Genomic DNA, 20,460 nt, shown 5'->3' with positions numbered 1-20,460 from the left:
CTCGCGGCCCTGCTCAGCGGCCCAGATACTTCGGCTTCTCCTTGTTCACGAACGCCTGCACCGCGATCGCGTGGTCCTCGGACCGGCCCGCGCGGGTCTGGAGCTCGTCCTCCTTCTCCAGGGTGTCCGTGAGGGAGTGCGTGAGGCCGTAGGCCATCGCCTCCTTGAGCGCCGCGTACGCCACTGTGGGCCCCTCGGCCAGCGCGCGCGCCACCTTCTCGGCCTCGGCGCGCAGCTCCGCGGAGGGCACCAGCCGGCTGGCGATGCCCAGCTCCAGGGCTTCCTGGGCGCTGATGCTGCGCGGGAAGAGCAGCAGGTCGGCGGCGCGGCCCGGCCCGACCACCCGGGGCAGCGTCCAGGAGACGCCGGAGTCGGCGGTCAGCGCGACGCCCGCGAAGGCGGTGTTGAAGGAGGCCGTGTCGGCCACCAGCCGGTAGTCGGCGAGGAGCGCGAAGCCGAGGCCCGCCCCGGCCGCGACCCCGTTGACCGCAGCGACCACCGGCTTCTGCGCCCCGGCCAGCGCCCTGACGATCGGGTTGTAGTGCTCCTTGACCGTGTCCATCGTCTGCCCCGTCCCGGCCTCCCGGTCGGCGGCGAGCAGCCCGATGTGCTCCTTGAGGTCCTGGCCCACGCAGAACGCCCTGTCCCCGGCGGCGGTCAGCAGGACCGCTCGTACGGCGGCGTCCCGGGCCGCGGATTCTGCCGCCTCCCGGAGAGCGACCTTGGTCTCGATGTTCAGCGCGTTCATCGCCTCGGGGCGGTTCAGCGTGATTGTTGCGAGTCCGTCGCTCACCTCGTAGAGCACGGTGTCGGCCATGGGGCATCCCCTCCGGTGTCGCCACGCGTGACGTACCGCTCAGTACGTCCTTGTCTGAAAGGACAGCATGGCGGAGATCCCCGCCCAAGGGCCGCACCGGACGTGTGACCTGCGTCAAAGAAAACCGGAGCGGAGTCGGAGGAGCCGCTTCCGTGTGGGGGTGCAGTATCGCAGCCACATCGCCGAATTGGGTGGTTTTGCTCGCGCGCGTTGTCCAAGCGATGCCGACCGAGGTTGGTCATCGGGTCCTGAGATGCGGGATAATGGCTTGGAAGCAATGTGTTCGATGCCGGTGTCGTGTGTCCGAGTCGGATCGCGGCTGCCCTCCTGGGGGTGTCGGCAGACGATGAGCTGGTTTCAGGAAGGGGAACGAGCATGGCGGCCATGAAGCCGCGGACGGGCGATGGCCCGCTCGAGGTGACCAAGGAGGGGCGGGGCATCGTCATGCGCGTTCCGCTCGAAGGCGGCGGTCGACTTGTCGTCGAGCTGACCCCTGACGAGGCCGAGGCGCTCGGCGACGCCCTGAAGAAGGTCGTCGTCTGACGCGCAAGCGACCTGAGCCTTCCGGCTGCCCCGGCACCGTATGCGGTGCCGGGGCAGCGGCGTTCCCGGGCCGCCCCGGAGCCGCCGCGTTCACCGTCCGGCGGCCGGGCTCACGCTTCGACGGCCACCTTTGCCGCAGGGTCGGCTCGCGCTTCGAGGGCCATGTTCGCCGTCGGGCCGGCTCATGCTTCGACGGCCACGTTCACCGCCGGACGGCCGTGTTCACCTTCTGACGGCGCACAGCAGTCCGTCGCCCACCGGGATCAGCGACGACACCAGCTCCTGGCTCTCGCGTACCGTGCGCAGCAGTTCCCGCAGCCTCAGCACTTCCGCGGGCTGCGGTCCCGAGTCGACGGTCCGGCCGTTCGCGAAGACCCCCTCGAAGACCACCACGCCGCCCGGCCGCAGCAGACGCAACGATTCAGCGAGATAGTCCGGGTACTCCTGCCGGTCCCCGTCGCAGAACACCAGGTCGTATCCGGCGTCCGCGAGCCGCGGCAGCACCTCCAGGGCACGGCCCGGGATGAACCGGGCCCGGTTGCTGGCGAAGCCGCAGGCGCGGAAGGCCTGGCGGGCGAACTGCTGGTGCTCCGGCTCCGGGTCGACCGTGGTGAGCACCCCGTCCGGGCGCATGCCGTGCAGCAGATGGATTCCGGAGACCCCGCAGCCGGTCCCGATCTCCGCGACCGCCTTCGCGTCCACGGAGGCGGCGAGCACCCGCAGCGCGGCGCCCGTGCCGGGCGCCACCGAGCGCAGCCCTGCCTCGCGGGCCCGGTCGCGGGCCCAGCGCAGCGCTTCGTCCTCGGCGACAAAGGCGTCGGCGAACGCCCAGCCCGTCTGCCGGTTGCCGGTAATGACCCTCTCCCGTCCCCATGATTGCCTCGGCGTGACTGTATCCGTTGGCGTCGGGAACCCGCAGATGGGACCAGGCGTTTATAGGGATGAGCCGGTGGCCGGGGACGCGACGGGGGGTAAGAGGTGGATCAGGACGCCGAGCACATGCTGACGCAGCCGCATGAGCCGTATCAGCACGTATCAAATTCTCGTAAAACCGCTTATCCGGAGCTAACGGGCGAGGTGGCTATGGTAGGGGCTCCACTGGACACCACCAGAGCCGACAGGGGAGGTGCGGCTGCGCCCGAAGACCGGGGAGGAGTGCTGCGGCGCTTCCTCGGGTCGGTGGGCAGGCCGAAATCCGTGACCGACACCGCTGCTGACCACCAGGCCGGCTTCGCCCCGGGCGACGCCCAGACCGCGACCTTCTCCACCGACGCGGACGGGCAGGCGTGGACTCCGCCCACCTGGGAGGAGATCGTCAGCACGCACAGCGGCCGGGTCTACCGCCTCGCCTACCGCCTCACCGGCAATCAGCACGACGCCGAGGACCTCACCCAGGAGGTCTTCGTCCGGGTCTTCCGCTCCCTGTCCACGTACTCGCCGGGCACCTTCGAGGGCTGGCTGCACCGCATCACCACGAACCTCTTCCTGGACATGGTCCGCCGCAAGCAGCGCATCCGGTTCGACGCCCTCGCCGAGGACGCGGCCGAGCGGCTGCCCAGCAGGGAACCCACCCCGCAGCAGCTCTTCAACGACGCGCACTTCGACACCGACGTCCAGCAGGCCCTCGACACCCTCGCGCCCGAGTTCCGCGCCGCCGTCGTCCTGTGCGACATCGAGGGGCTCTCCTACGAGGAGATCGCCGCGACCCTCGGCGTCAAGCTCGGCACGGTCCGCTCCCGTATCCACCGTGGCCGCTCCCAGCTCCGCAAGGCCCTCGCGCACCGCTCCCCGGAGGCCCGCGCGGCCGAGCGGCGCTCGTTCATGGCCCGTGTTCCCGCTCTGGGGGGAGGGGGCGCGACCGCGTGAGTGGATCACGACCCGAACGTGCCGAGGTACACCTCGCAGAGCAGCATCTGGGAGACCGGCTCTCCGCCCTGGTGGACGGGGAGCTGAGTCATGAGTCGCGCGAGCGCGTCCTCGCCCACCTGGCCACCTGCGCCCGGTGCAAGGCGGAGGCCGACGCCCAGCGGCGGTTGAAGAGCGTGTTCGCGAAGGCGGCCCCGCCGCCGCCCTCCGAGAGCTTCCTCGCCCGTCTGCAGGGGCTGCCCGCAGGAGGTGACCTGGACGGCGGCGGCACGCCCACGCCCGGGGGCGGCCTCCTCGGACGGGCCCCCGATGCCGGGGTCTTCGGAGTGAGACGCGCCGAGCGCTTCGAGTTCGGCTACGTCCCCGTCGGCCCGCATGCCGCGGCAGCCGCATCCCCGTCCGCCGAGCGCGGCTTCCGCATACATCCCGTCGGCCGCCCGGACACCGACCGCCCCGCCTCGCGCGGGCTGCGGTTCGCGTTCGCCGCCGCCGGCGCTGTCTCGCTGGCCGCCGTCGCCCTCGGCGGGGTGACCACCGCCGTACCCGGCGACACGGTCGCGGACGCCCGCGGCGGCTCCGGCACCGGCAGCAAGGTCGCCCCGGCAGGGTCCGCGGGCACGGGCAGCGGTGCGGCCGCACCTGACACCCAGCGCCGCCGTCCCGCGGGCACGCGGCTGGCCCAGGGCGGCTCCCCGCCCGCTCAGACGCCGGCGGCGCCGACCACGATGTCCGCGCCGCTGCTCCCCGGCATGCCGGCCGCCGGGCAGGAGCAGGCGTCCGGCGCCCTGGACGATCTCAGTGCGCCGGTGACGGCCGGTGCGGCGGCGGTGTCCCCGCTGATACGCCCGCTGACCGGCAACGGGCCGTTCCCGCCGGCCGCGTGGGTCAAGTCCCCCGGGCCGATCGTCCCCGGCCTGCTGTCCGCCCCCGTCTCCAACCGGGCGTCCGCTCCCGCTGCCCCCGCCGTTTCCGCCGCCTCCCCGTCCCTGCCGCCCGCCGTCTCCCACCGGATCCCCTGACCGGCCTCTGCGCCCCCGCCTGCGGACCTGGTTGAATCCTGTTACGCCGTGCCCGCAGTGACGATCCGGGCGCGCAGTCGACGTTCCGCGGCCACCGCCCCAGCGCGGGGCCGCGGCCAGCCGTGGGGAGAGCATGAACGAGGGGAACCCGCCGGAAGAGGTGCCGGAGGCACCCAAGGGGCCGGCGCGCACGACGCCGGCCGGCGGGATCGGCGACACCGGCGACACCGGTGACATCCGCGACACCGCGCTCGAAGGCGCCACGGGGGACACGGCTGCGGGCCGCTCCCGGGCCCCGGGTGAGCACGGCGAGCACGAGGCACCGGGCGACTTCGAGTTGGCGCGCCCCGAGGCCGCGCCGGAGCACGTGACGGGACCCGCGCGAACCGAGGCGACCGAGGACCCCGACGGCGACTTCCAGCTGCCGAGGCCCGCGTCGGCCGGTTCCGACGGCGGAGCGCGGGCGGGTGCCGAGGCCGCAGCGGAGACCACAGCCGCGGGTCCTGCGGGCGCTGCGGTTGACGGGGTCTTCTTTTCGGCGCCCGCCGGTGCGGGGGCGGACGCGTCCGGAGCGGTATCCGTTGCCGCCGAGTCCGTGGGTACCGATGCTGTGGCCGTGGAGGCCGCGGGGGGTGCTGCGGGGGTCTTCTTCCCGGGTCCTGCCGGTGAGGAGAGGGCCGGGGGCGGGGCGGAGTCCGTGGTCGCCGAGCCTGTCGGTGGTGAGGCCGCACCTGCCGGGGTGGCGGCCGCTGCGGGAGCTGCTGCCGAGGGACACGGCTGCCCAGGGGCCGCCAGTGCCGAGGCCGCGGTGTCGGGGGCCGCGGGTGAGGATGCCGTCGGCCCGGCGCCTGCCGGGCGCCCCAAGCCGTTGCACGACCCCGACCCCTACGGCACCCCGCCCTACGGCGAACCTGGCCCCTGGGCGCCCGCGCCGCCCGTCCAGCACCCCGCGGCGACCCCGGCCCAGGGCACCCCCCTGCCACCGGCGGTCCTCGCCGCGCCGGTACCGGGCCCCGTAGCCGCGGCGACCCCGGCCCAGGGCACCCCGCTCCCGCCTCCGGTCCTCGCCGCGCCCGTCCCCGCGCCCACCCCCGTTGCCGCACCCGCAGCGCCGCAGGGGGGTTCCGGTGAGCCCTGGCAGCGCTACGACCCGTGGGCCGCGCCCCCCGCCGGGCAGCAGCCCCCGGGCCCCGCCCCCTTCCAGCAGATCCCCTTGCAGCAGACCGGCGCCCGGGTGCTCACGGACGCCGAGCGCAAGCGCCGGGCGACGCGGCGCCTGCTGGGATGGGCGCTGGTCATCGCCCTCGTGTCCGGTGGCCTCGGCGGACTGCTCGGCGCCTACGTCGAGCGCGAGGGCGCCGGCGACGCGACCGTGCCGCAGGCCGGGAAGGTGCCCGCAGGCCGGGCGCCGAACAGCGTGGCCGGGATAGCGGCCCGCGCGCTGCCCAGCGTCGTCACGCTGCACGTGAAGGGAGACGACGAGGCGGGCACCGGCACCGGCTTCGTGCTCGACACGCACGGGCACATCCTCACCAACAACCACGTCGTCCAGCCCGCCGCGTCAGGCGGCGAGATATCGGTGACGTTCAGCAGCGGCGACACCGCCAGGGCGAAGGTCGTCGGCCGGGACAGCGGCTACGACCTCGCCGTCGTCCAGGTCAGCGGCGTCCGCGGGCTCACCCCCCTCCCGCTCGGCGACTCCGACGACGTCAAGGTCGGCGACCCCGTCGTCGCCATCGGTGCCCCCTTCGACCTGGCCAACACCGTCACCTCCGGCATCATCAGCGCCAAGGAGCGCCCGATCACGGCCGGCGGGGAGAAGGGCGACGGGAGCGATGTGTCGTACGTCGACGCGTTGCAGACCGACGCCCCCATCAACCCGGGCAACTCGGGCGGTCCGCTGCTCGACTCCCGGGCCCGGGTCATCGGCATCAACTCGGCCATCCGCTCGGCCGACAGCGGCTCCGGCTCCGAGGCCGGCCAGGCCGGTTCCATCGGTCTCGGCTTCGCCATCCCCGTCAACCAGGCCAAGCGCGTCGCCGAGGAGCTGATCGACAAGGGCCATGCCACCCACCCTGTGATCGGCGTCACCCTCGACATGGGCTATACCGGCGATGGAGCCCGCATCGACACCCGGAGCGCGAGCGGCGGCCCGGCGGTGCTCACCGGAGGCCCCGGCGAACGGGCCGGTCTGAAGTCCGGCGACGTCATCACCGCGGTCGACGGCGAGCGCGTCCACACAGGGGAGGAACTGATCGTCAAGATCCGGGCCCACCGACCCGGTGACCGGCTGCGGCTGACCGTCCGGCACGGCGGTGCCGAGCGGGCAGTCTCCCTCGTGCTGGGCGCGTCGGAACAGAACTGACAGAAGTCTCACCTCGGGACGGTACCGGTCGGACAGCAACGCCGGGTACCGTTGAGCGACCGAGGAGATCGCAATGGGAGCGCCAGGTGTTCAATGACATAGGACCACTCGAACTGGTCACCATCATTGTGCTCGCCGTGCTCGTCTTCGGTCCGGACAAGCTCCCGAAGATGATCCAGGACGTGTCGCGCACGATCCGGAAGATCCGCGAGTTCTCGGAGAGCGCCAAGCAGGACATCCGCCAGGAGCTGGGTCCCGAGTTCAAGGACTTCGAGTTCGAGGACCTCAACCCGAAGACGTTCATCCGCAAGCAGCTGGACAGCGACGAGCTCGGGTTGCAGGAACTCCGCAACGGCTTCGACCTGAAGAAGGAGATGGCCGAGCTGACCGACGCCGTCCACACCCTGGACAGCGGCTCCTCGACCTCGTCCTCGTCTTCCTCGTCTTCCTCGTCTTCCTCGTCGTCCTCCTCGTCTTCCTCCCCGTCCTCGTCCGGCGGGCGCCTCGACATGACCAAGAAGCCCGAGGAGCCCGGCAAGGACGACCGCCCGCTCTTCGACGCGGACGCGACCTGATCGCCCACACCACCGGCCCCGACACGCGGGCCGGTGGCGTGCGCGACGCGTGTCATGGCGTGCACCACCGCATCCGCCCCGAACTCGCCCTCCCCGCGACCCACGCGCCCGGTGGTTTCCCTGCTGCTGTCAGCAGTGTGGATATGCTGCCGAGTTGTTGTGCGGACCGGACGAGTACGCCCGAAGGGGGGCGGGCCGCCCCGGTCCGACGAGAGCGAGGAGGCGTCCGGGCAGATGGAGACGACGAGTCGGGTGGGCGCGCAGGCGCCGGCCGCGGAGGGTGGACAACAGCTCCCCTCCGCCCGGCGCATGGTCGACGGCTATCTGGAGGCGCCCTTTCCCTGGTACGGCCTCGACGAGGCCTTCACGGGGCCGCGTTGGCTGATGCAGGTCGGCATGGCGGCCGACGGCGCGGTGGAGCACGGTTCGATCGGGCACGGTGACGAGCCCTCCGTACGTAATGAGCCCGCGTCCGCGGAGGACGCACGGGAGAAATTCGCCGTCGTGGTGACCGTGCCGGAGAACCCGTCCCGGCGCAGCGCCGACGGTACGGGGCTGCTGGAGGCGACGTCGGTGTCCTCGGCGGCCTGGCTGGCGGGCGTCGGGCTGCTGTCGTTCACCTGGCCCGGACATATGGACCACAGCCTGCGCGACGACTGGCTGGAGCAGCAGACCGAGACGGCGTGGGCTCTGGCCGACGATCTCGAGGGGCCGGAATGGTCCAGGCTGTCCCTCCCGGTGGACGGGGTGGCGACCTCGTTCCACTACCGGGAGTCCGAGTTCGGCTGGGTGCTCGCCGGTACCACCGGGTCCGGCGTCCACCTGGGGGCCTACGGGCGGGGGATGAGCGCGTACGGGCTCGGGTTCGCCGTCGTCAAGGACATCTCGGCGTACGCCTGAGTGCTCGTGCACGACGTGCATGAGGAGAGGGGCGCCGCGACTGCGGCGCCCCTCTCCTCATGCTCTGCCGGCTCGGCTCGATGCCGTACGGGCTCAGAACTTGTTCTTCGGCGTGATCCCCAGCGACAGCCCCGACAGGCCCCGCTGGCGACCGCCCAGCTTGCCCGCGATCCCGCGCAGGGCCGCACCCGCGGGGGACTCCGGGTCGGTCAGGACGACCGGCTTGCCCTCGTCACCGCCCTCGCGCAGGCGGACGTCGATCGGGATCGAGCCGAGGACGGGGACGGTCGTACCCGTCGTACGCGTCAGACCGTCCGCCACCAGCTGGCCGCCGCCGGTGCCGAAGACATCGACCATCTCGCCGCAGTGCGGGCAGGGCAGGCCGGACATGTTCTCGACCACGCCGACGATCTTCTGGTGGGTCTGCACGGCGATGGCGCCGGCGCGCTCGGCGACCTCGGCCGCGGCCTGCTGCGGGGTCGTCACGACCAGGATCTCGGCGTTCGGGATCAGCTGGGCGACGGAGATCGCGATGTCACCGGTGCCGGGCGGCAGGTCCAGCAGCAGCACGTCGAGGTCGCCCCAGTAGACGTCCGCGAGGAACTGCTGAAGGGCGCGGTGCAGCATCGGGCCGCGCCAGACGACCGGGGCGTTACCCGGGGTGAACATGCCGATCGAGATGACCTTCACGCCGTTGGCGGACGGCGGCATGATCATGTTCTCGACCTGGGTCGGACGACCGTCCGCGCCCAGCATGCGGGGCACGCTGTGGCCGTAGATGTCGGCGTCCACGACACCGACCTTCAGGCCGTCCGCGGCCATCGCCGCGGCGAGGTTCACGGTCACCGAGGACTTGCCGACGCCGCCCTTGCCGGACGCGACCGCGTACACGCGGGTGAGGTTGCCCGGCTTGGCGAAGGGGACCTCGCGCTCGGTCTGGCCGCCGCGCAGCGCCGCCGCCAGCTCCTTGCGCTGCTCGTCGCTCATCACGTCCAGCGTGACGTCGACACCGGTGACGCCCTCGACCCGGGAGACGGCGTCGGTGACGCGCTGGGTGATCGTGTCCCGCATCGGGCAGCCGGAGACCGTCAGGTACACGGTGACCGCGACCGCTCCGTCCGCGCCGATCTCCACCGATTTGACCATCCCCAGTTCGGTGATGGGTCGGTTGATCTCGGGGTCGTTCACCGTCGCCAGCGCCTCGCGCACCGCGTCTTCCGTAACCATAAGGACGATGGTACGGGGCGGTACGGGGCCTCCGGGTAGCCCCTCAGCGGTCGTCTGCGTCACGTCCCGGAGTGCGTTCCGTCCGCTCTGCCGGGAATACGACATGGCTGCCGTGCCCGTCGGAGCGCCGCCGTTCCTCCACTTCCCTGACCAGGTCCTGGAGCTCCGAGCGGATCCAGTCACGGGTGGCCACCTCACCCAGGCCCGTGCGCAGCGCGGCGATCTCCCGGGTCAGGTACTCGGTGTCGGCGATGGACCGCTCGTTCTGCTTGCGGTCCTGTTCGAGGTTGACCCGGTCCCGGTCGTCCTGCCTGTTCTGCGCGAGCAGGATCAGCGGGGCCGCGTAGGAGGCCTGGAGGGACAGCATCAGGGTCAGGAAGATGAAGGGGTAGTTGTCGAAGCGCAGGACGGCCGGCGCGAAGACGTTCCACCCCACCCACAGGATGATGACGAACGTCATCCAGACGATGAAGCGGCCCGTGCCCAGGAACCGGGCGATCCGCTCCGACAGCCGGCCGAAGGCCTCCGGGTCCCACTCGGGCAGGATCAGGCGCCGGGGCGGGCGCGGCTGGTCCAGGCGGGGCGTACGCGGCCGGGGGGCCGCCGTGGCGCCCACCGGGGTGCGCTCGCGGGTGCTGTCGCGCTCAGGACCCATCGGCACGCGCCCCCTCGTCCGCGTTCTCGTCGTCCTCCAGGTGGAACTCCGTCTCCCGCCAGTCCTCGGGCAGCATGTGGTCGAGGACGTCGTCCACGGTCACCGCGCCGAGCAGCGACCCTGACTCGTCCACTACGGGCGCGGCGACCATGTCGTAGGTGGCGAAGAACCCGGCGATCACGGGCAGTGCGGCGTCCGGGAACAGAGGCTGCAGGTCGACGTCGATGAGCGAGCTGACCAGGGTGTACGGCGGATCGCGCAGCAGCCGCTGGAAGTGGACGGTGCCCAGGTACTTGCCGGTCGGGGTCTCGTCGGGCGGCCGGCAGACGTAGACCTGGGCGGCGAGCGCGGGGGACAGGTCGGGGTTGCGGACCCGGGCGAGCGCGTCGGCGACGGTGGCGTCCGGGCGCAGCACGACCGGCTCGGTGGTCATGAGTCCGCCGGCGGTGTGTTCCTCGTAGGACATCAGGCGCCGCATGTCAGCCGCGTCCCCCGGCTGCATCAGGCTCAGCAGCCGCTCCTTGTCGTCCTCCGGCAGCTCGGCGAGCAGGTCGGCCGCGTCGTCCGGGTCCATGGCCTCCAGCACGTCCGCCGCACGCTCCTCCTGCAGCTTGCCGAGGATCTCGATCTGGTCGTCCTCCGGCAGCTCCTCGAGCACGTCGGCGAGCCGGTCGTCGTCCAGGGCGGCGGCGACCTCGGCGCGCCGCTTGGGGGAGAGGTGGTGCAGGACGTTGGCGAGGTCGGCGGGGCGCAGCTGTTCGAAGGTGGCGAGCAGGCTTTCGGCGCCCTGGCCGTTCTCCTCCAGGGAGAACCCGGTCACGGCGGACCAGTCGACGGTCAGCGTCTCGCCCTTGGCGCGCCGGAAGGCACCGCCCTTCTTCCCCTTGCGTACGAAGAACCGGTCGACCTCCCAGTCCCGGCGGGCGGGCAGCTGTTGCACGGACAGGTCGAGAACGGTGACCTCCTCGCCGCTCTCCGCCAGCTTCACCCGCCGGTCCAGCAGCTCCCCGAAGACCAGCCGCTCGGTGGGCCGCTGCTCGAAACGGCGCACGTTCATGACGCCGGTGGTGATGACCTGGCCGGACTCGATGCCGGTCACCCGCGTCATGGGCAGGAAGATACGGCGCCGCGTGGACAGCTCGACGACCAGTCCCAGAACGCGCGGCGGCCGTCGGCCGACACGCAGCATGACGACCACGTCGCGCACGCGGCCCACCTGGTCGCCGTTGGGATCGAAGACGGGGACCCCGGCGAGGTGGGAGACGAAGATCCGGGGGGCGCCGGCTGCCATGACCGTGCTTCCTTTACATGGGTTCGTGCGGAAATGCTCAGATGTGACCGCTCGGGTGCGCTTCAGGCTAGCCCGTCCTGGTCGGATACGCCCCGGTGAGCGGTCCGGACGGACTGGCTCCGCCGGGCGGGCCGGGCCCCGGTACGCTGCCGTACGCCGCTCAGGAACCCCTCAGAAAGGCGATCCACCTGTGACCGTGACTCCCCAGGCCCGTAGGCGCCGTACCGCACTGCTGACCGCTGTGTGCGCGCTGGTGGTGACGGGTACGGCGGTGCTCGCGGGGTGCGGCGGAGATGATCCCGACGCGGGCACCAACGGGGTGGGCAAGCTGCCCGCGGACCGGATCGAGGCGAAGACGCGGGCCGCGGCGACCGGGGCTTCCGCGGTGCACCTGTCCGGGACCGTGGTGACCAGCGGCCGTAGCTACACCCTCGACATGCGTCTCAAGGGCGACGGCGGGACGGGCTCGGTGACCTCGCAGGGCAGCACGTTCAGGCTGCTGCGGGTGGGGCAGGAGCTGTATCTGAAGGCCGACGCGGCCTTCTGGAACCACTCCGGCGGCGGTGGGAACGGGGACACGGCGGCGGCGAGCAAGCTCGGCGGCAAGTACGTGAAGGTGCCGCAGGGGGACCCGGCGTACAGGAAGTTCAGCGGCTTCACGGACAAGACCGTCATGCTGGGAAGTCTGCTGACGCTGCGCGGCAAGCTGGCGACGGCCGGCCACCACGAGCAGTCCGGTACCCCCACGATCCGCATCACCGGCGACAAGGGCTCCGGCGGCACCCTCGACGTCTCCCTCCAGGGCACGCCGTACCCGCTGCGCCTGGTGCGGGCGGGAGGGGCGGGGACGCTCAGCTTCTCGGACTGGGGCAGGGACTTCGCCGTGACCGAGCCCACGAAGTCGGAGACGGTGGACTACGGCCGGCAGCTACCGGACTCCTAGGCCGGGGACTTCTGCCAGACCGGGCCTTCGACCGCCGGTGCTCGCGTTCCTTCAGCGTCCCCGGGGTCCCGCATGTCGCTTCACTTCTTGCGGCGCTTGGCCAGCAGCCGCGGCAGCCCCGCCGGGATCGGCTGACGTGTGGTCGCCGCAGACGGCACGGGAGACTCCGCCAGGCTCTCGGACGGCAACGGCAGCAAAGACCCCGTCGGCACCAGGCGGAGTACCCGGCAGTCACGGGCCCAGCGGGCCGGCATCTCCTCGCCGTCGGGGGCGTTGAGGCGCTTGCCCTTCAGCTCGGTCACCGCCGCCTCCCACTCCGGCGAGCCGGAGGGCACCTCGGACACGGTCGCCGACCAGGTCACCAGCCGGCCGCCCTTGTCCTTGCTGCGCACGGTCACCTCGGCCGAGCCGCCGTCGGTCAGATGGGACAGCGGCTGCTCGCCGGGTCCGTCGCCGACCAGGTACGCCGCACCCTCGTGCCACGCGTGCCACAGCGCACGCGCCGCGGGAGCCCCGGCGCCCCTGACCCAGATGAGACCGGACTTCTTCGTGGCCTCCTCGATGAGGGCCCGGTCGAGAAGGTCCTGGTCGAGCAGCTCGCTTGTCATGGGCCCAGCCTAACCAGGCCCGCCCACCGCCCCGGGCCCGCTCACAGCCAGCCGTTGCGCTTGAGCGTCCGGTGGATCCCGAGACACAGGGCGACCGTGATGCCCATGATCACCGGGTAGCCGTACTTCCAGTGCAGCTCGGGCATGTACTTGAAGTTCATGCCGTACACGCCGCACACCATCGTCGGTACGGCGATGATGGCCGCCCAGGCCGTGATCTTGCGCATGTCCTCGTTCTGCGCGACGGACGCCTGCGCCAGGTTGGCCTGGAGGATGGAGTTGAGGAGTTCGTCGAACCCGAGCACCTGCTCCTGGACGCGGGCGAGGTGGTCGGCGACGTCCCGGAAGTACTTCTGGATGTCCGGGTCGATCAGCCGCATCGGCCGCTCGCTGAGCAGCTGCATCGGCCGCAGCAGCGGGGCCACCGCCCGCTTGAACTCCAGCACCTCCCGCTTGAGCTGGTAGATCCGGGCCGAGTCCACACCACGCGAGACCCCGCCCTTGCGGCCCGGCGAGAAGACCTCGGTCTCCACGTCGTCGATGTCGTCCTGCACCGCGTCCGCGACCGCGATGTACCCGTCCACGACATGGTCGGCAATGGCGTGCAGCACCGCCGAGGGGCCCTTGGCGAGCAGGTCCGGGTCGTCCTGGAGGCGGTGCCGCAGCGCCCGCAGGGAGCCCTGGCCGCCGTGCCGGACGGTGATGAAGAAGTCCCGCCCGGTGAAACACATGACCTCGCCGGTCTCGACCACCTCGCTGTTGGCGGTGAGCCGGTCGTGCTCGACGTAGTGGATGGTCTTGAAGACGGTGAACAGCGAGTCGTCGTAGCGCTCCAGCTTCGGCCGCTGGTGCGCCTGCACCGCGTCCTCCACGGCCAGCGGGTGCAGCCCGAACTCGCTGGCGATACCGGCGAATTCGGCCTCGGTCGGCTCGTGCAGGCCGATCCACACGAAACCGCCGTCGCGCCGCACCAGCCGCATGGCCTCCTGCGGGGTCAGCGGCTTGGGGCTCGTCACGCGGGTGCCGTCGCGGTAGACCGCACAGTCGACCACGGCCGAGGGCATGGCGGGGTCGCGCGTGGTGTCGTACGACGCGGTCGTCTCCTTGCGCGGCGACGGGCGGGACGACGGGCGGACCGCGGCGCGCAGGTCACGGATCATCGACATGGGCGGGCTCCTTCGCGGGCGGGCAACGAAAGTGCGCCGGCGACGGGTGGAACTACCCGGAATGAGGACGTCCTGACTGCGGAGGTTTGGCACGTCCACAAAGCGGGGAGCACCGCATCGTCGCGGTGGCGACTTCGCTACTGATGCAGAACTGATGCAGATCAGACAGATCGCAGATCAAAGATCAGACAGATCGGATGGATCAGGCAGATCAGGTGAAGCGAAACGAAGTGCTCTTCCGAACGACGACGCGCACGGGGAAGGCGGCAGCCAGCCGGTAAAAACTCAGCAGCCGGAAGAGCGAGTGGTACTGCACGGTCGACTTCGATCCATGACAGCCCCACCTCCTCCGGCCGGTCCCTCGTAAGGGAGTCTCATCGGCGTCGGGACTTGACGGCGACGCTTGGCGTGCTGTCCCGAACCACCGGCTCAGCGTAGCAGCAGCCCGAAGTGTCAAGGCGCCGCTTTGCTTTGTACTGACGAGTTCTATGCTCACCGCATGGTTGATGTTCTTCCTCTTGTCGAGGCGCGGTTGAGCACGGCTCTGGGTGAACCCGACGCGCGCGCCGCGGTCACCTTCCTCGGTACGGACCGCATCGAGGTGCTCCGCTTCCGGGAGGGAGACATCGTCCGCTACGCCACGCTCGGCATGTCCGCCCACCCCATGACGGACCCCACCGCGGTGCTCGCCGACCCCGTCAAGGGCCCCCGCGCCGAGCTGGTGCTCTCCGTCCGCGCGGGCGTCGCCGACACCGACAAGGTGCTCCGCCCGCTCGCCGTACTCGCCGCGTCCCCGCAGGTGGAGGGCGTCGTCGTGGCCCCCGGCGCGTCTTTGGACGTGGGTGACGCGCTCTGGCCCGGGGCCCCCTTCACGTCGGTGCTGGTGGCGGAACCGGGTGGGCTGGTCGAGGATCTGGAACTGGACGATCCGATGGACCCCGTACGGTTCCTGCCGCTGCTGCCGATGACCCCGAACGAGGCCGCCTGGAAGCGGGTGCACGGCGCCCAGGCCCTGCAGGAGCGCTGGCTGACGAACGGGACGGATCTGAGGGATCCCGCCCGCAGGTCCGTCCCGCTGGACTGATCCGGGACGCCGGTCCCGGTTCCGCGAGGGGCCTGTGCGAGTGAGGAAGCTCACCAACCCCGGCCTGAGTCGCAGCAGTTGACGAAGACCGCGGTGTGTCGTGCGCCGGACGTCCGCCGAGCGGCATGCGCCGGTCGGGTGATCGTCCTTGACGTAACGGTGCAGGGGTAGGACCGTGGAGCCCTATGAGGGGCGAACCCAGTTGCCCGAAGTGTGGTGGCCGGGTCAGGGCTCCCGGACTCTTCGCCGATTCCTGGCAGTGCGGTGTGCACGGGACGGTGTATCCGCTGCAGCCCGTGATCCCGCCCAGCGTCGAGGCGCTCACCGTCGTCGTGCAGCACACGCAGGTCCCCGTGTGGATGCCGTGGCCGCTGCCGGTCGGCTGGCTGTTCACCGGAGTGGCCTACGCCGGTGACGAGCGTACCGGCGGCCGTGCGACCGCCGTGGCCTGCTCGGGTCCCGGCCCGCTCGGCGGTGTGGGCGAGCTGATCCTGGTCGCCGAGGAACTCGGCGTCGGCCTCGGCGCGTGGTACGCCGGCATCGACGGCCCGGACCCGGGGCCGTACATGAACGTGGAGAAGCCGCCTCAGGCCAAGGTGCTGGCCGCCGGCCGTCCCACCCCGCTCTGGCATGTCTACCGCACTCCCGACGACCGCGCCGTCTTCGCCGGCGAGGCCCTCGGCATGTGGTTGTGGGCGGTGGTGTGGCCGGAGCAGTCCGGTCTGCTGTTGTACGACGAACTGGTGCTCACGGATCTGCGGGACGCCGGTGCCGAGCTGGACCTGGTGCCGTGCGGGGCGCTTTCGCCGCGCCTGCTGCGGCCGTAGCACCCGGCGGGGCGGGCGAGCGCCCGTCGTGGCCGGCTGAGGGCGCTCCGGTTGCTCGCGCGGCCCCCCGCTCCTCGAGGGATTGCCGCAGGCCGCCTTGCCGTAACCGGTGTGTGCCGTAGCCGGTGTGTGCGGTAGCCGGTGTGTGCGGTAGCGGTAGGCGGTGTGTGCGGGGGTGCTCGCGGTAGGGGGTGCCTCCCCGGTGCGGGTGTGACAGGCGGGCTCTGAAACCCGGCTATCCTTTTCGGTGTCCCCTTCCCTGCCGTCCCCGTCTGGAGTCACCGTGCGCATCGATCTGCACTGTCACTCCACGGCCTCCGACGGTACGGACACCCCGGCCGAGCTGGTGCGCAATGCCGCCAGGGCCGGACTGGACGTCGTCGCGCTGACCGACCACGACACCACCCGCGGGTACGGCGAGGCGATCGCCGCGCTGCCCGAGGGGCTGACGCTGGTCACCGGCGCCGAGCTGTCCTGCCGTGTCGACGGTATCTCCATGCACATGCTGGCCTACCTCTTCGACCCCGAGGAGCCCGCCCTGTTCGCCGAGCGCGAGCTGGTCCGGGACGACCGGGTGCCGCGGGCCAAGGGCATGGTCGCCAAGCTGAACGCGCTGGGCGTGCCGGTCACCTGGGAGCAGGTCGAGCGGATCGCCGCCGGCGGCTCGGTCGGGCGCCCGCACGTCGCCAGCGCGCTCGTCGAGCTGGGGGTCGTGCCGACGGTGAGCGACGCGTTCACCGAGGAGTGGCTGGCCGACGGCGGGCGGGCCTTCGTGGAGAAGCACGAGACCGACCCCTTCGAGGCCGTACGGCTGATCAAGGGCGCGGGCGGTGTCGCCGTCTTCGCGCACCCTGCCGCCGCCAAGCGCGGTCGCACGGTGCCGGAGTCCTGTATCGCCGAGCTGGCCGCGGCCGGTCTGGACGGCATCGAGGTCGACCACATGGACCACGACGCCGAGGACCGGACCCGCCTGCGCGGCCTGGCGAAGGAGCTGGGACTGCTGGTCACGGGCTCCTCGGACTACCACGGCAGCCGCAAGACCGTGGCGCTCGGCGAGTACACGACGGACCCCGAGGTGTACGGGGAGATCACCCGCCGGGCGACCGGCGCGTTTCCTGTCCCGGGTACGGGCGGGGCCTGAGACTTCGGCCCCGTTTCCCTGCTCACCCGGCACTGTCCGCCGTGCCCGTGCGTGCTGCCCCGCGGGACGACTGCCCACGGCGGTAGCTCCCCGGGCTCCACCCGGTCCCACCTGGCTCCATCTGCAAGGCTCTCATGTTCGACTTCGCCGTCTTCGGCTCTCTGTTTCTGACCCTTTTTGTCATCATGGATCCCCCCGGGATCACCCCGATCTTCCTCGCCCTGACCGCCGGACGCCCGGCCAAGGTGCAGAAGCGGATGGCGTTCCAGGCCGTCTGCGTGGCGGGCGGGGTCATCGCCGCCTTCGGCGTCCTCGGTCACCAGATCCTTGACTACCTGCACATCTCGGTGCCCGCTCTGATGATCGCGGGCGGACTGCTGCTCCTGCTGATCGCCCTGGACCTGCTCACCGGCAAGACCGACGAGCCCAAGCAGACCAAGGACGTGAACGTCGCGCTCGTACCGCTCGGCATGCCGCTGCTCGCGGGGCCCGGCGCCATCGTGTCCGTGATCCTGGCCGTGCAGAAGGCGGACAGCGTGGCCACGCAGGTCTCCATGTGGTCCGCGATCCTCGCGATCCACGTGGTGCTGTGGCTGGTGATGCGTTACTCGCTGCTGATCATCCGGGTCATCAAGGACGGCGGCGTGGTCCTGGTGACGCGACTCGCGGGCATGATGCTCTCTGCGATCGCGGTGCAGCAGATCATCAACGGTGTCACCCAGGTGATCCGGGGGAGCTGAGCACGGTGGCCCGGCTCCCCCGGAAAGCTTGAGTGGCGATCCGTGTTATGAGGCCGAGGCGTCGGCCGGGCGGATCCACAGGCGCTGCCCTATCGCGGCGGCCTGCTGAACGATCCGGTTGACGGAGGCTGCGTCCACGACAGTGCTGTCCACGGGGGTGCCGTCGATCTCGTCGAGCCGCATGATTTCGAAGCGCACAGGCTTCTCCCTTCGTCTGGTCATCCTCCTGCGGAGAACTACTGGTGTTGTACGAGTCAACGCGCCGCGTGTTACAAACATTCCCTACGCTAAAGAAATTTTTCGAACGGCTAATTACCGACCGGTAAGCGGAACCTGGGAAGCATCTACGAGACCTACCGGGACCGGTTGTGTTCGCAGCGTGACCGCCGGGACAATGGAAGCGATGAACGACGACCTGGCGGCCCTGTCCGCCCGCATCGACCGCACCAACGAGCTGCTCCAGCGCATGCTCGCCGAAGTGGCGAAGACGCCCTCGACCCACGCGATCTTCGTCGACGCGGGGTACCTGTATGCGGCTGCGGGCCGGCTGGTCGCCGGGACGGAGGACCGCCGGGCCTTCGACCTCGACGCCGAGGGCCTGATCGAGGCGCTCATCGACCGGGCCCGCTCGGTCTTCGCCGACAGCCGGCTGCTGCGCGTCTACTGGTACGACGGCGCCCGCCGCCGGATCCACACGGCCGAGCAGCAGAGCATCGCCGAACTGCCCGACGTCAAGGTCCGCCTCGGCAACCTCAACGCCAACAACCAGCAGAAGGGCGTCGACTCCCTGATCCGCAGCGACCTGGAGTCCCTCGCCCGCCACCGCGCCATCAGCGATGCGGCCCTGCTCGGCGGCGACGAGGACCTGGTCTCGGCGGTCGAGGCCGCCCAGGGCTACGGCGCCCGCGTCCACCTGTGGGGCATAGAGGCACCCGAGGGCCGCAACCAGGCCGAGCCGCTGCTGTGGGAGGTCGACAGCCAGCGCACCCTCGACCTGGAGTTCTTCAAGCCGTACGTCACCCGGCGCACGGCCGCCGCCTACGAGGCCGCGGGGACCCGCCCCACCCGCGAGGACGTCCGCTTCGTCGGCGCCCAGATCGCGGCGAAGTGGATGGCCGCCCGGGGCCGTGAAGCGCTGGTCGAGCTGCTGCCCGGCCACCCCTACCTGCCCGGCTCCGTCGACCAGGACCTGCTGGTCGAGGCCGAAGGCCTGCTCCAGTACTCCCTGCGCGGCCAGGCGGACCTGCGCCGCGCCCTGCGGGACGGGTTCTGGGAACACCTGCAGAGCCTGTACTAGGGGCGTACTGACACTGCGGGGGAGGACACCGGCTGGGCGTCCCCCGCCGGCTGGACCTCGCCCGCGGGCTGGTCGTCCTACGCGGGCTGGTCGTCCCGCGCGGGGTGGTTGTCCCGCGCGTGCTGGTCGTCCCACGTGGCTGGTCGTCCTACGCGCGGTGGTCGTCCCAGAAGTCGGCGATCGCGGCGGCCGTGGCGAGTGGGCGGTCGGTGTTGGGGGAGTGCTCGGCGCCCTCGATGACCGTCCGCCAAGCCGTCAGCCGTGCCGCCATCTCGTCGAGCAGACCGAGCGGCCAAGTGTCGTCCCGCGCACCGGACAGCACGTGGAACCGCAACGGTACGGCAGCCAGTTCGGTGACCCGGTCCGGCTCGATGCACAACTGGCGGCCGGTGGCGATGAGTTGGGCGGGTTTGGTGTTCAGCCAGCGGCGCCGCAGATCGTCCCGGCCGTCCGGCCCACCGTCGAGCCCGCCGGTTTCCGTCTCCTCCGGCTCCTCCATCGCCTGCATGGCGTCCCACACCGTGGCCATCGACATCACGGCGAGCGCGTCCTGCAGCAGCTTCACGCGCTGCTGCTGTGACTCGGAGATGTGGGCCGGTCCCGAGGCCATCAGGGTGAGCGACAGGAAAGGGGTGTGGTCCGTCAGCACGGCCGCGCGCGAGATCTGCCCGCCCAGCGAGTGCCCCAGCAGATGCACGGGCTGTCCGACGGCCTCCACCTGCGCGAGCACGTCACGCGCCAGCTCCTCCTGCGCATAGGCGGATTCGTCGGTCTCGGGCCCGTCCGACTCGTGCTGCCCGCGCCCGTCGACCGCCACAGTCCGGTACCCGCGCTGTGCGAGCGGTGCGTGCAGCGGGTTGAAGTCCTCCTTGCTGCCGGTGAACCCCGGCAGCAGCAGCGCCACACCCCTCGGCTCGACCCCGGCGGCCACGGGAGCATCGACGACGGCGAACTCACCGCGCGCCGTCCGCAGCGAGTACGTACGGGCGCCGGGGGGCGGGACGAAGGTCGCAGGCCTGCTCATGAGGAAGAGGCTATCGGGCGCCGTCATGGGAAGCGCCTGCCGGGCAGCGGGAACGCCGATGGCCCGGCCCACCGTAGTGGACCGGGCCATCGGGTGATGGTGCCGTGCGCGCTGTGCGTGCTGCGCGCCGGATCAGGCCTGCGGAGCCTCCACCGCAGCCACGGCCTTCCGCGTGCGGCGCGCCTTGGGCTTCGCCTCGGTGGCCTCGGTGGTTTCCGGGGCGGTGGTGGCGGTCTTGCGGGTGCTGCGCGCCTTGGGCTTCACCTCCGGCTCACCGGTGGCCTGCGCCGGAATCTCCGCAACAGCCGCCGCGGCCACGGTCTTCCGCGTCCGCCGGACCTTGGGCGCGGTCACCTCGACACCGTCGACGGC

The 20,460-nt window shown here is 71.4% G+C and carries 22 protein-coding genes; 12 read left to right on the top strand and 10 right to left on the bottom strand.

What is annotated here, in order from left to right; translation table 11 throughout:
• Positions 1–13: 13 nt before the first annotated feature.
• Positions 14–817, bottom strand: coding sequence for an enoyl-CoA hydratase/isomerase family protein (locus tag K7G59_RS27605; protein WP_225838862.1), 804 nt, complete (start codon positions 815–817; stop codon positions 14–16).
• Positions 818–1,192: 375 nt separating this feature from the next.
• Between K7G59_RS27605 and K7G59_RS27600 the strand changes: the two genes are divergently transcribed.
• Positions 1,193–1,360, top strand: coding sequence for a DUF3117 domain-containing protein (locus K7G59_RS27600; protein WP_018544333.1), 168 nt, complete (start codon positions 1,193–1,195; stop codon positions 1,358–1,360).
• Positions 1,361–1,582: 222 nt separating this feature from the next.
• On the opposite strand, the gene K7G59_RS27595 is transcribed toward K7G59_RS27600, so the two are convergent.
• On the bottom strand, positions 1,583–2,281 hold the full coding sequence (locus K7G59_RS27595; RefSeq protein WP_308295097.1) for an O-methyltransferase: 699 nt from the start codon (positions 2,279–2,281) through the stop codon (positions 1,583–1,585).
• Between the two features lie 162 nt (positions 2,282–2,443).
• Here K7G59_RS27595 and sigE point away from each other — a divergent pair, with 162 nt between their 5' ends.
• From sigE to K7G59_RS27570, 5 genes are all read left to right on the top strand, one after another.
• Entirely contained in the window at positions 2,444–3,226 is a 783-nt protein-coding gene (gene sigE / locus K7G59_RS27590; protein WP_225838997.1) for an RNA polymerase sigma factor SigE, read from the top strand.
• Positions 3,223–4,245: an anti-sigma factor gene (locus tag K7G59_RS27585; RefSeq protein ID WP_225838860.1), complete on the top strand. Its 1,023-nt coding sequence runs from the start codon at positions 3,223–3,225 to the stop codon at positions 4,243–4,245. Before sigE ends, K7G59_RS27585 begins: the two co-directional genes overlap by 4 nt.
• Positions 4,246–4,942: 697 nt before the next feature.
• Positions 4,943–6,610, top strand: coding sequence for a trypsin-like peptidase domain-containing protein (locus tag K7G59_RS27580; protein ID WP_374114291.1), 1,668 nt, complete (start codon positions 4,943–4,945; stop codon positions 6,608–6,610).
• A gap of 86 nt (positions 6,611–6,696) precedes the next feature.
• On the top strand, positions 6,697–7,185 hold the full coding sequence (locus tag K7G59_RS27575) for a sec-independent translocase (protein ID WP_225838858.1): 489 nt from the start codon (positions 6,697–6,699) through the stop codon (positions 7,183–7,185).
• 234 nt (positions 7,186–7,419) lie between these two features.
• Positions 7,420–8,085 carry a hypothetical protein gene (locus K7G59_RS27570; RefSeq protein WP_225838856.1) on the top strand — a complete coding sequence of 222 codons (666 nt, stop codon included), beginning with the start codon at positions 7,420–7,422 and terminating at the stop codon, positions 8,083–8,085.
• Positions 8,086–8,178: 93 nt separating this feature from the next.
• On the opposite strand, the gene K7G59_RS27565 is transcribed toward K7G59_RS27570, so the two are convergent.
• Genes K7G59_RS27565 through K7G59_RS27555 form a run of 3 tightly spaced genes read right to left on the bottom strand, consistent with a single transcriptional unit; the run spans position 8,179 to position 11,258 of the window.
• Positions 8,179–9,312 (bottom strand): Mrp/NBP35 family ATP-binding protein, encoded by a 1,134-nt coding sequence (locus tag K7G59_RS27565; protein WP_225838853.1) that lies wholly within the window; start codon positions 9,310–9,312, stop codon positions 8,179–8,181.
• Positions 9,313–9,355: 43 nt separating this feature from the next.
• Positions 9,356–9,967 carry a DUF1003 domain-containing protein gene (locus K7G59_RS27560; protein ID WP_225838851.1) on the bottom strand — a complete coding sequence of 204 codons (612 nt, stop codon included), beginning with the start codon at positions 9,965–9,967 and terminating at the stop codon, positions 9,356–9,358.
• On the bottom strand, positions 9,957–11,258 hold the full coding sequence (locus K7G59_RS27555) for a magnesium transporter MgtE N-terminal domain-containing protein (RefSeq protein WP_225838848.1): 1,302 nt from the start codon (positions 11,256–11,258) through the stop codon (positions 9,957–9,959). Before K7G59_RS27555 ends, K7G59_RS27560 begins: the two co-directional genes overlap by 11 nt.
• Positions 11,259–11,448: 190 nt before the next feature.
• Between K7G59_RS27555 and K7G59_RS27550 the strand changes: the two genes are divergently transcribed.
• On the top strand, positions 11,449–12,201 hold the full coding sequence (locus K7G59_RS27550; RefSeq protein ID WP_225838846.1) for a hypothetical protein: 753 nt from the start codon (positions 11,449–11,451) through the stop codon (positions 12,199–12,201).
• Between the two features lie 80 nt (positions 12,202–12,281).
• Here the strand turns inward: K7G59_RS27550 and K7G59_RS27545 are convergent, their stop codons facing one another.
• Together K7G59_RS27545 and K7G59_RS27540 are read right to left on the bottom strand one after the other, a co-directional pair.
• Positions 12,282–12,809, bottom strand: coding sequence for a hypothetical protein (locus tag K7G59_RS27545; protein ID WP_225838845.1), 528 nt, complete (start codon positions 12,807–12,809; stop codon positions 12,282–12,284).
• 41 nt (positions 12,810–12,850) lie between these two features.
• A complete protein-coding gene (locus K7G59_RS27540) occupies positions 12,851–13,975 on the bottom strand; it encodes a magnesium and cobalt transport protein CorA (protein WP_225838843.1) in 1,125 nt (374 codons plus the stop codon).
• Between the two features lie 499 nt (positions 13,976–14,474).
• Here K7G59_RS27540 and K7G59_RS27535 point away from each other — a divergent pair, with 499 nt between their 5' ends.
• The 4 genes from K7G59_RS27535 (at position 14,475) to K7G59_RS27520 (ending at position 17,767) form a co-directional block, all read left to right on the top strand.
• On the top strand, positions 14,475–15,059 hold the full coding sequence (locus K7G59_RS27535; RefSeq protein ID WP_225838841.1) for a suppressor of fused domain protein: 585 nt from the start codon (positions 14,475–14,477) through the stop codon (positions 15,057–15,059).
• Between the two features lie 185 nt (positions 15,060–15,244).
• Positions 15,245–15,886: a DUF6758 family protein gene (locus tag K7G59_RS27530; protein ID WP_225838839.1), complete on the top strand. Its 642-nt coding sequence runs from the start codon at positions 15,245–15,247 to the stop codon at positions 15,884–15,886.
• Positions 15,887–16,169: 283 nt separating this feature from the next.
• Positions 16,170–17,027, top strand: coding sequence for a PHP domain-containing protein (locus tag K7G59_RS27525; RefSeq protein WP_225838837.1), 858 nt, complete (start codon positions 16,170–16,172; stop codon positions 17,025–17,027).
• Between the two features lie 134 nt (positions 17,028–17,161).
• Positions 17,162–17,767, top strand: coding sequence for a MarC family protein (locus tag K7G59_RS27520; RefSeq protein WP_225838835.1), 606 nt, complete (start codon positions 17,162–17,164; stop codon positions 17,765–17,767).
• 45 nt (positions 17,768–17,812) lie between these two features.
• Here the strand turns inward: K7G59_RS27520 and K7G59_RS27515 are convergent, their stop codons facing one another.
• The gene (locus K7G59_RS27515; protein ID WP_225838833.1) at positions 17,813–17,965 is read right to left on the bottom strand and encodes a hypothetical protein; all 153 of its coding nucleotides are present in this window, start codon (positions 17,963–17,965) and stop codon (positions 17,813–17,815) included.
• A gap of 205 nt (positions 17,966–18,170) precedes the next feature.
• On the opposite strand from K7G59_RS27515, the gene K7G59_RS27510 reads away from it, so the two are divergent.
• Positions 18,171–19,064 carry an NYN domain-containing protein gene (locus K7G59_RS27510; protein ID WP_225838831.1) on the top strand — a complete coding sequence of 298 codons (894 nt, stop codon included), beginning with the start codon at positions 18,171–18,173 and terminating at the stop codon, positions 19,062–19,064.
• A gap of 148 nt (positions 19,065–19,212) precedes the next feature.
• Here K7G59_RS27510 and K7G59_RS27505 read toward each other — a convergent pair whose 3' ends face one another.
• Both K7G59_RS27505 and K7G59_RS27500 read right to left on the bottom strand, forming a co-directional pair.
• Positions 19,213–20,088, bottom strand: a complete 876-nt coding sequence (locus tag K7G59_RS27505) for an alpha/beta fold hydrolase (RefSeq protein ID WP_225838829.1) — start codon at positions 20,086–20,088, stop codon at positions 19,213–19,215.
• A 132-nt stretch (positions 20,089–20,220) separates the two neighbouring features.
• A partial coding sequence (locus K7G59_RS27500; RefSeq protein ID WP_225838827.1) for a hypothetical protein occupies positions 20,221–20,460 on the bottom strand: 240 nt, incomplete at its 5' end.

Origin of the sequence: Streptomyces sp. NK08204 (genome assembly GCF_020400585.1) — a bacterium.
GTDB lineage: Bacteria > Actinomycetota > Actinomycetes > Streptomycetales > Streptomycetaceae > Streptomyces.
This window is presented reverse-complemented; position numbering and strand designations above follow the sequence as displayed.

What these genes read in the sequence shown, in the direction of transcription:
- sigE (WP_225838997.1), top strand. Translation starts at nt 2,444, where the DNA reads ATGGTAGGGGCTCCACTGGACACCACCAGAGCCGACAGGGGAGGTGCG.
- K7G59_RS27520 (WP_225838835.1), top strand. Translation starts at nt 17,162, where the DNA reads ATGTTCGACTTCGCCGTCTTCGGCTCTCTGTTTCTGACCCTTTTTGTC.
- K7G59_RS27540 (WP_225838843.1), bottom strand. Translation starts at nt 13,975, where the DNA reads ATGTCGATGATCCGTGACCTGCGCGCCGCGGTCCGCCCGTCGTCCCGC.
- K7G59_RS27560 (WP_225838851.1), bottom strand. Translation starts at nt 9,967, where the DNA reads ATGGGTCCTGAGCGCGACAGCACCCGCGAGCGCACCCCGGTGGGCGCC.
- K7G59_RS27505 (WP_225838829.1), bottom strand. Translation starts at nt 20,088, where the DNA reads ATGAGCAGGCCTGCGACCTTCGTCCCGCCCCCCGGCGCCCGTACGTAC.
- K7G59_RS27565 (WP_225838853.1), bottom strand. Translation starts at nt 9,312, where the DNA reads ATGGTTACGGAAGACGCGGTGCGCGAGGCGCTGGCGACGGTGAACGAC.
- K7G59_RS27535 (WP_225838841.1), top strand. Translation starts at nt 14,475, where the DNA reads ATGGTTGATGTTCTTCCTCTTGTCGAGGCGCGGTTGAGCACGGCTCTG.
- K7G59_RS27510 (WP_225838831.1), top strand. Translation starts at nt 18,171, where the DNA reads ATGAACGACGACCTGGCGGCCCTGTCCGCCCGCATCGACCGCACCAAC.
- K7G59_RS27545 (WP_225838845.1), bottom strand. Translation starts at nt 12,809, where the DNA reads ATGACAAGCGAGCTGCTCGACCAGGACCTTCTCGACCGGGCCCTCATC.
- K7G59_RS27570 (WP_225838856.1), top strand. Translation starts at nt 7,420, where the DNA reads ATGGAGACGACGAGTCGGGTGGGCGCGCAGGCGCCGGCCGCGGAGGGT.
- K7G59_RS27605 (WP_225838862.1), bottom strand. Translation starts at nt 817, where the DNA reads ATGGCCGACACCGTGCTCTACGAGGTGAGCGACGGACTCGCAACAATC.
- K7G59_RS27555 (WP_225838848.1), bottom strand. Translation starts at nt 11,258, where the DNA reads ATGGCAGCCGGCGCCCCCCGGATCTTCGTCTCCCACCTCGCCGGGGTC.
- K7G59_RS27600 (WP_018544333.1), top strand. Translation starts at nt 1,193, where the DNA reads ATGGCGGCCATGAAGCCGCGGACGGGCGATGGCCCGCTCGAGGTGACC.
- K7G59_RS27530 (WP_225838839.1), top strand. Translation starts at nt 15,245, where the DNA reads ATGAGGGGCGAACCCAGTTGCCCGAAGTGTGGTGGCCGGGTCAGGGCT.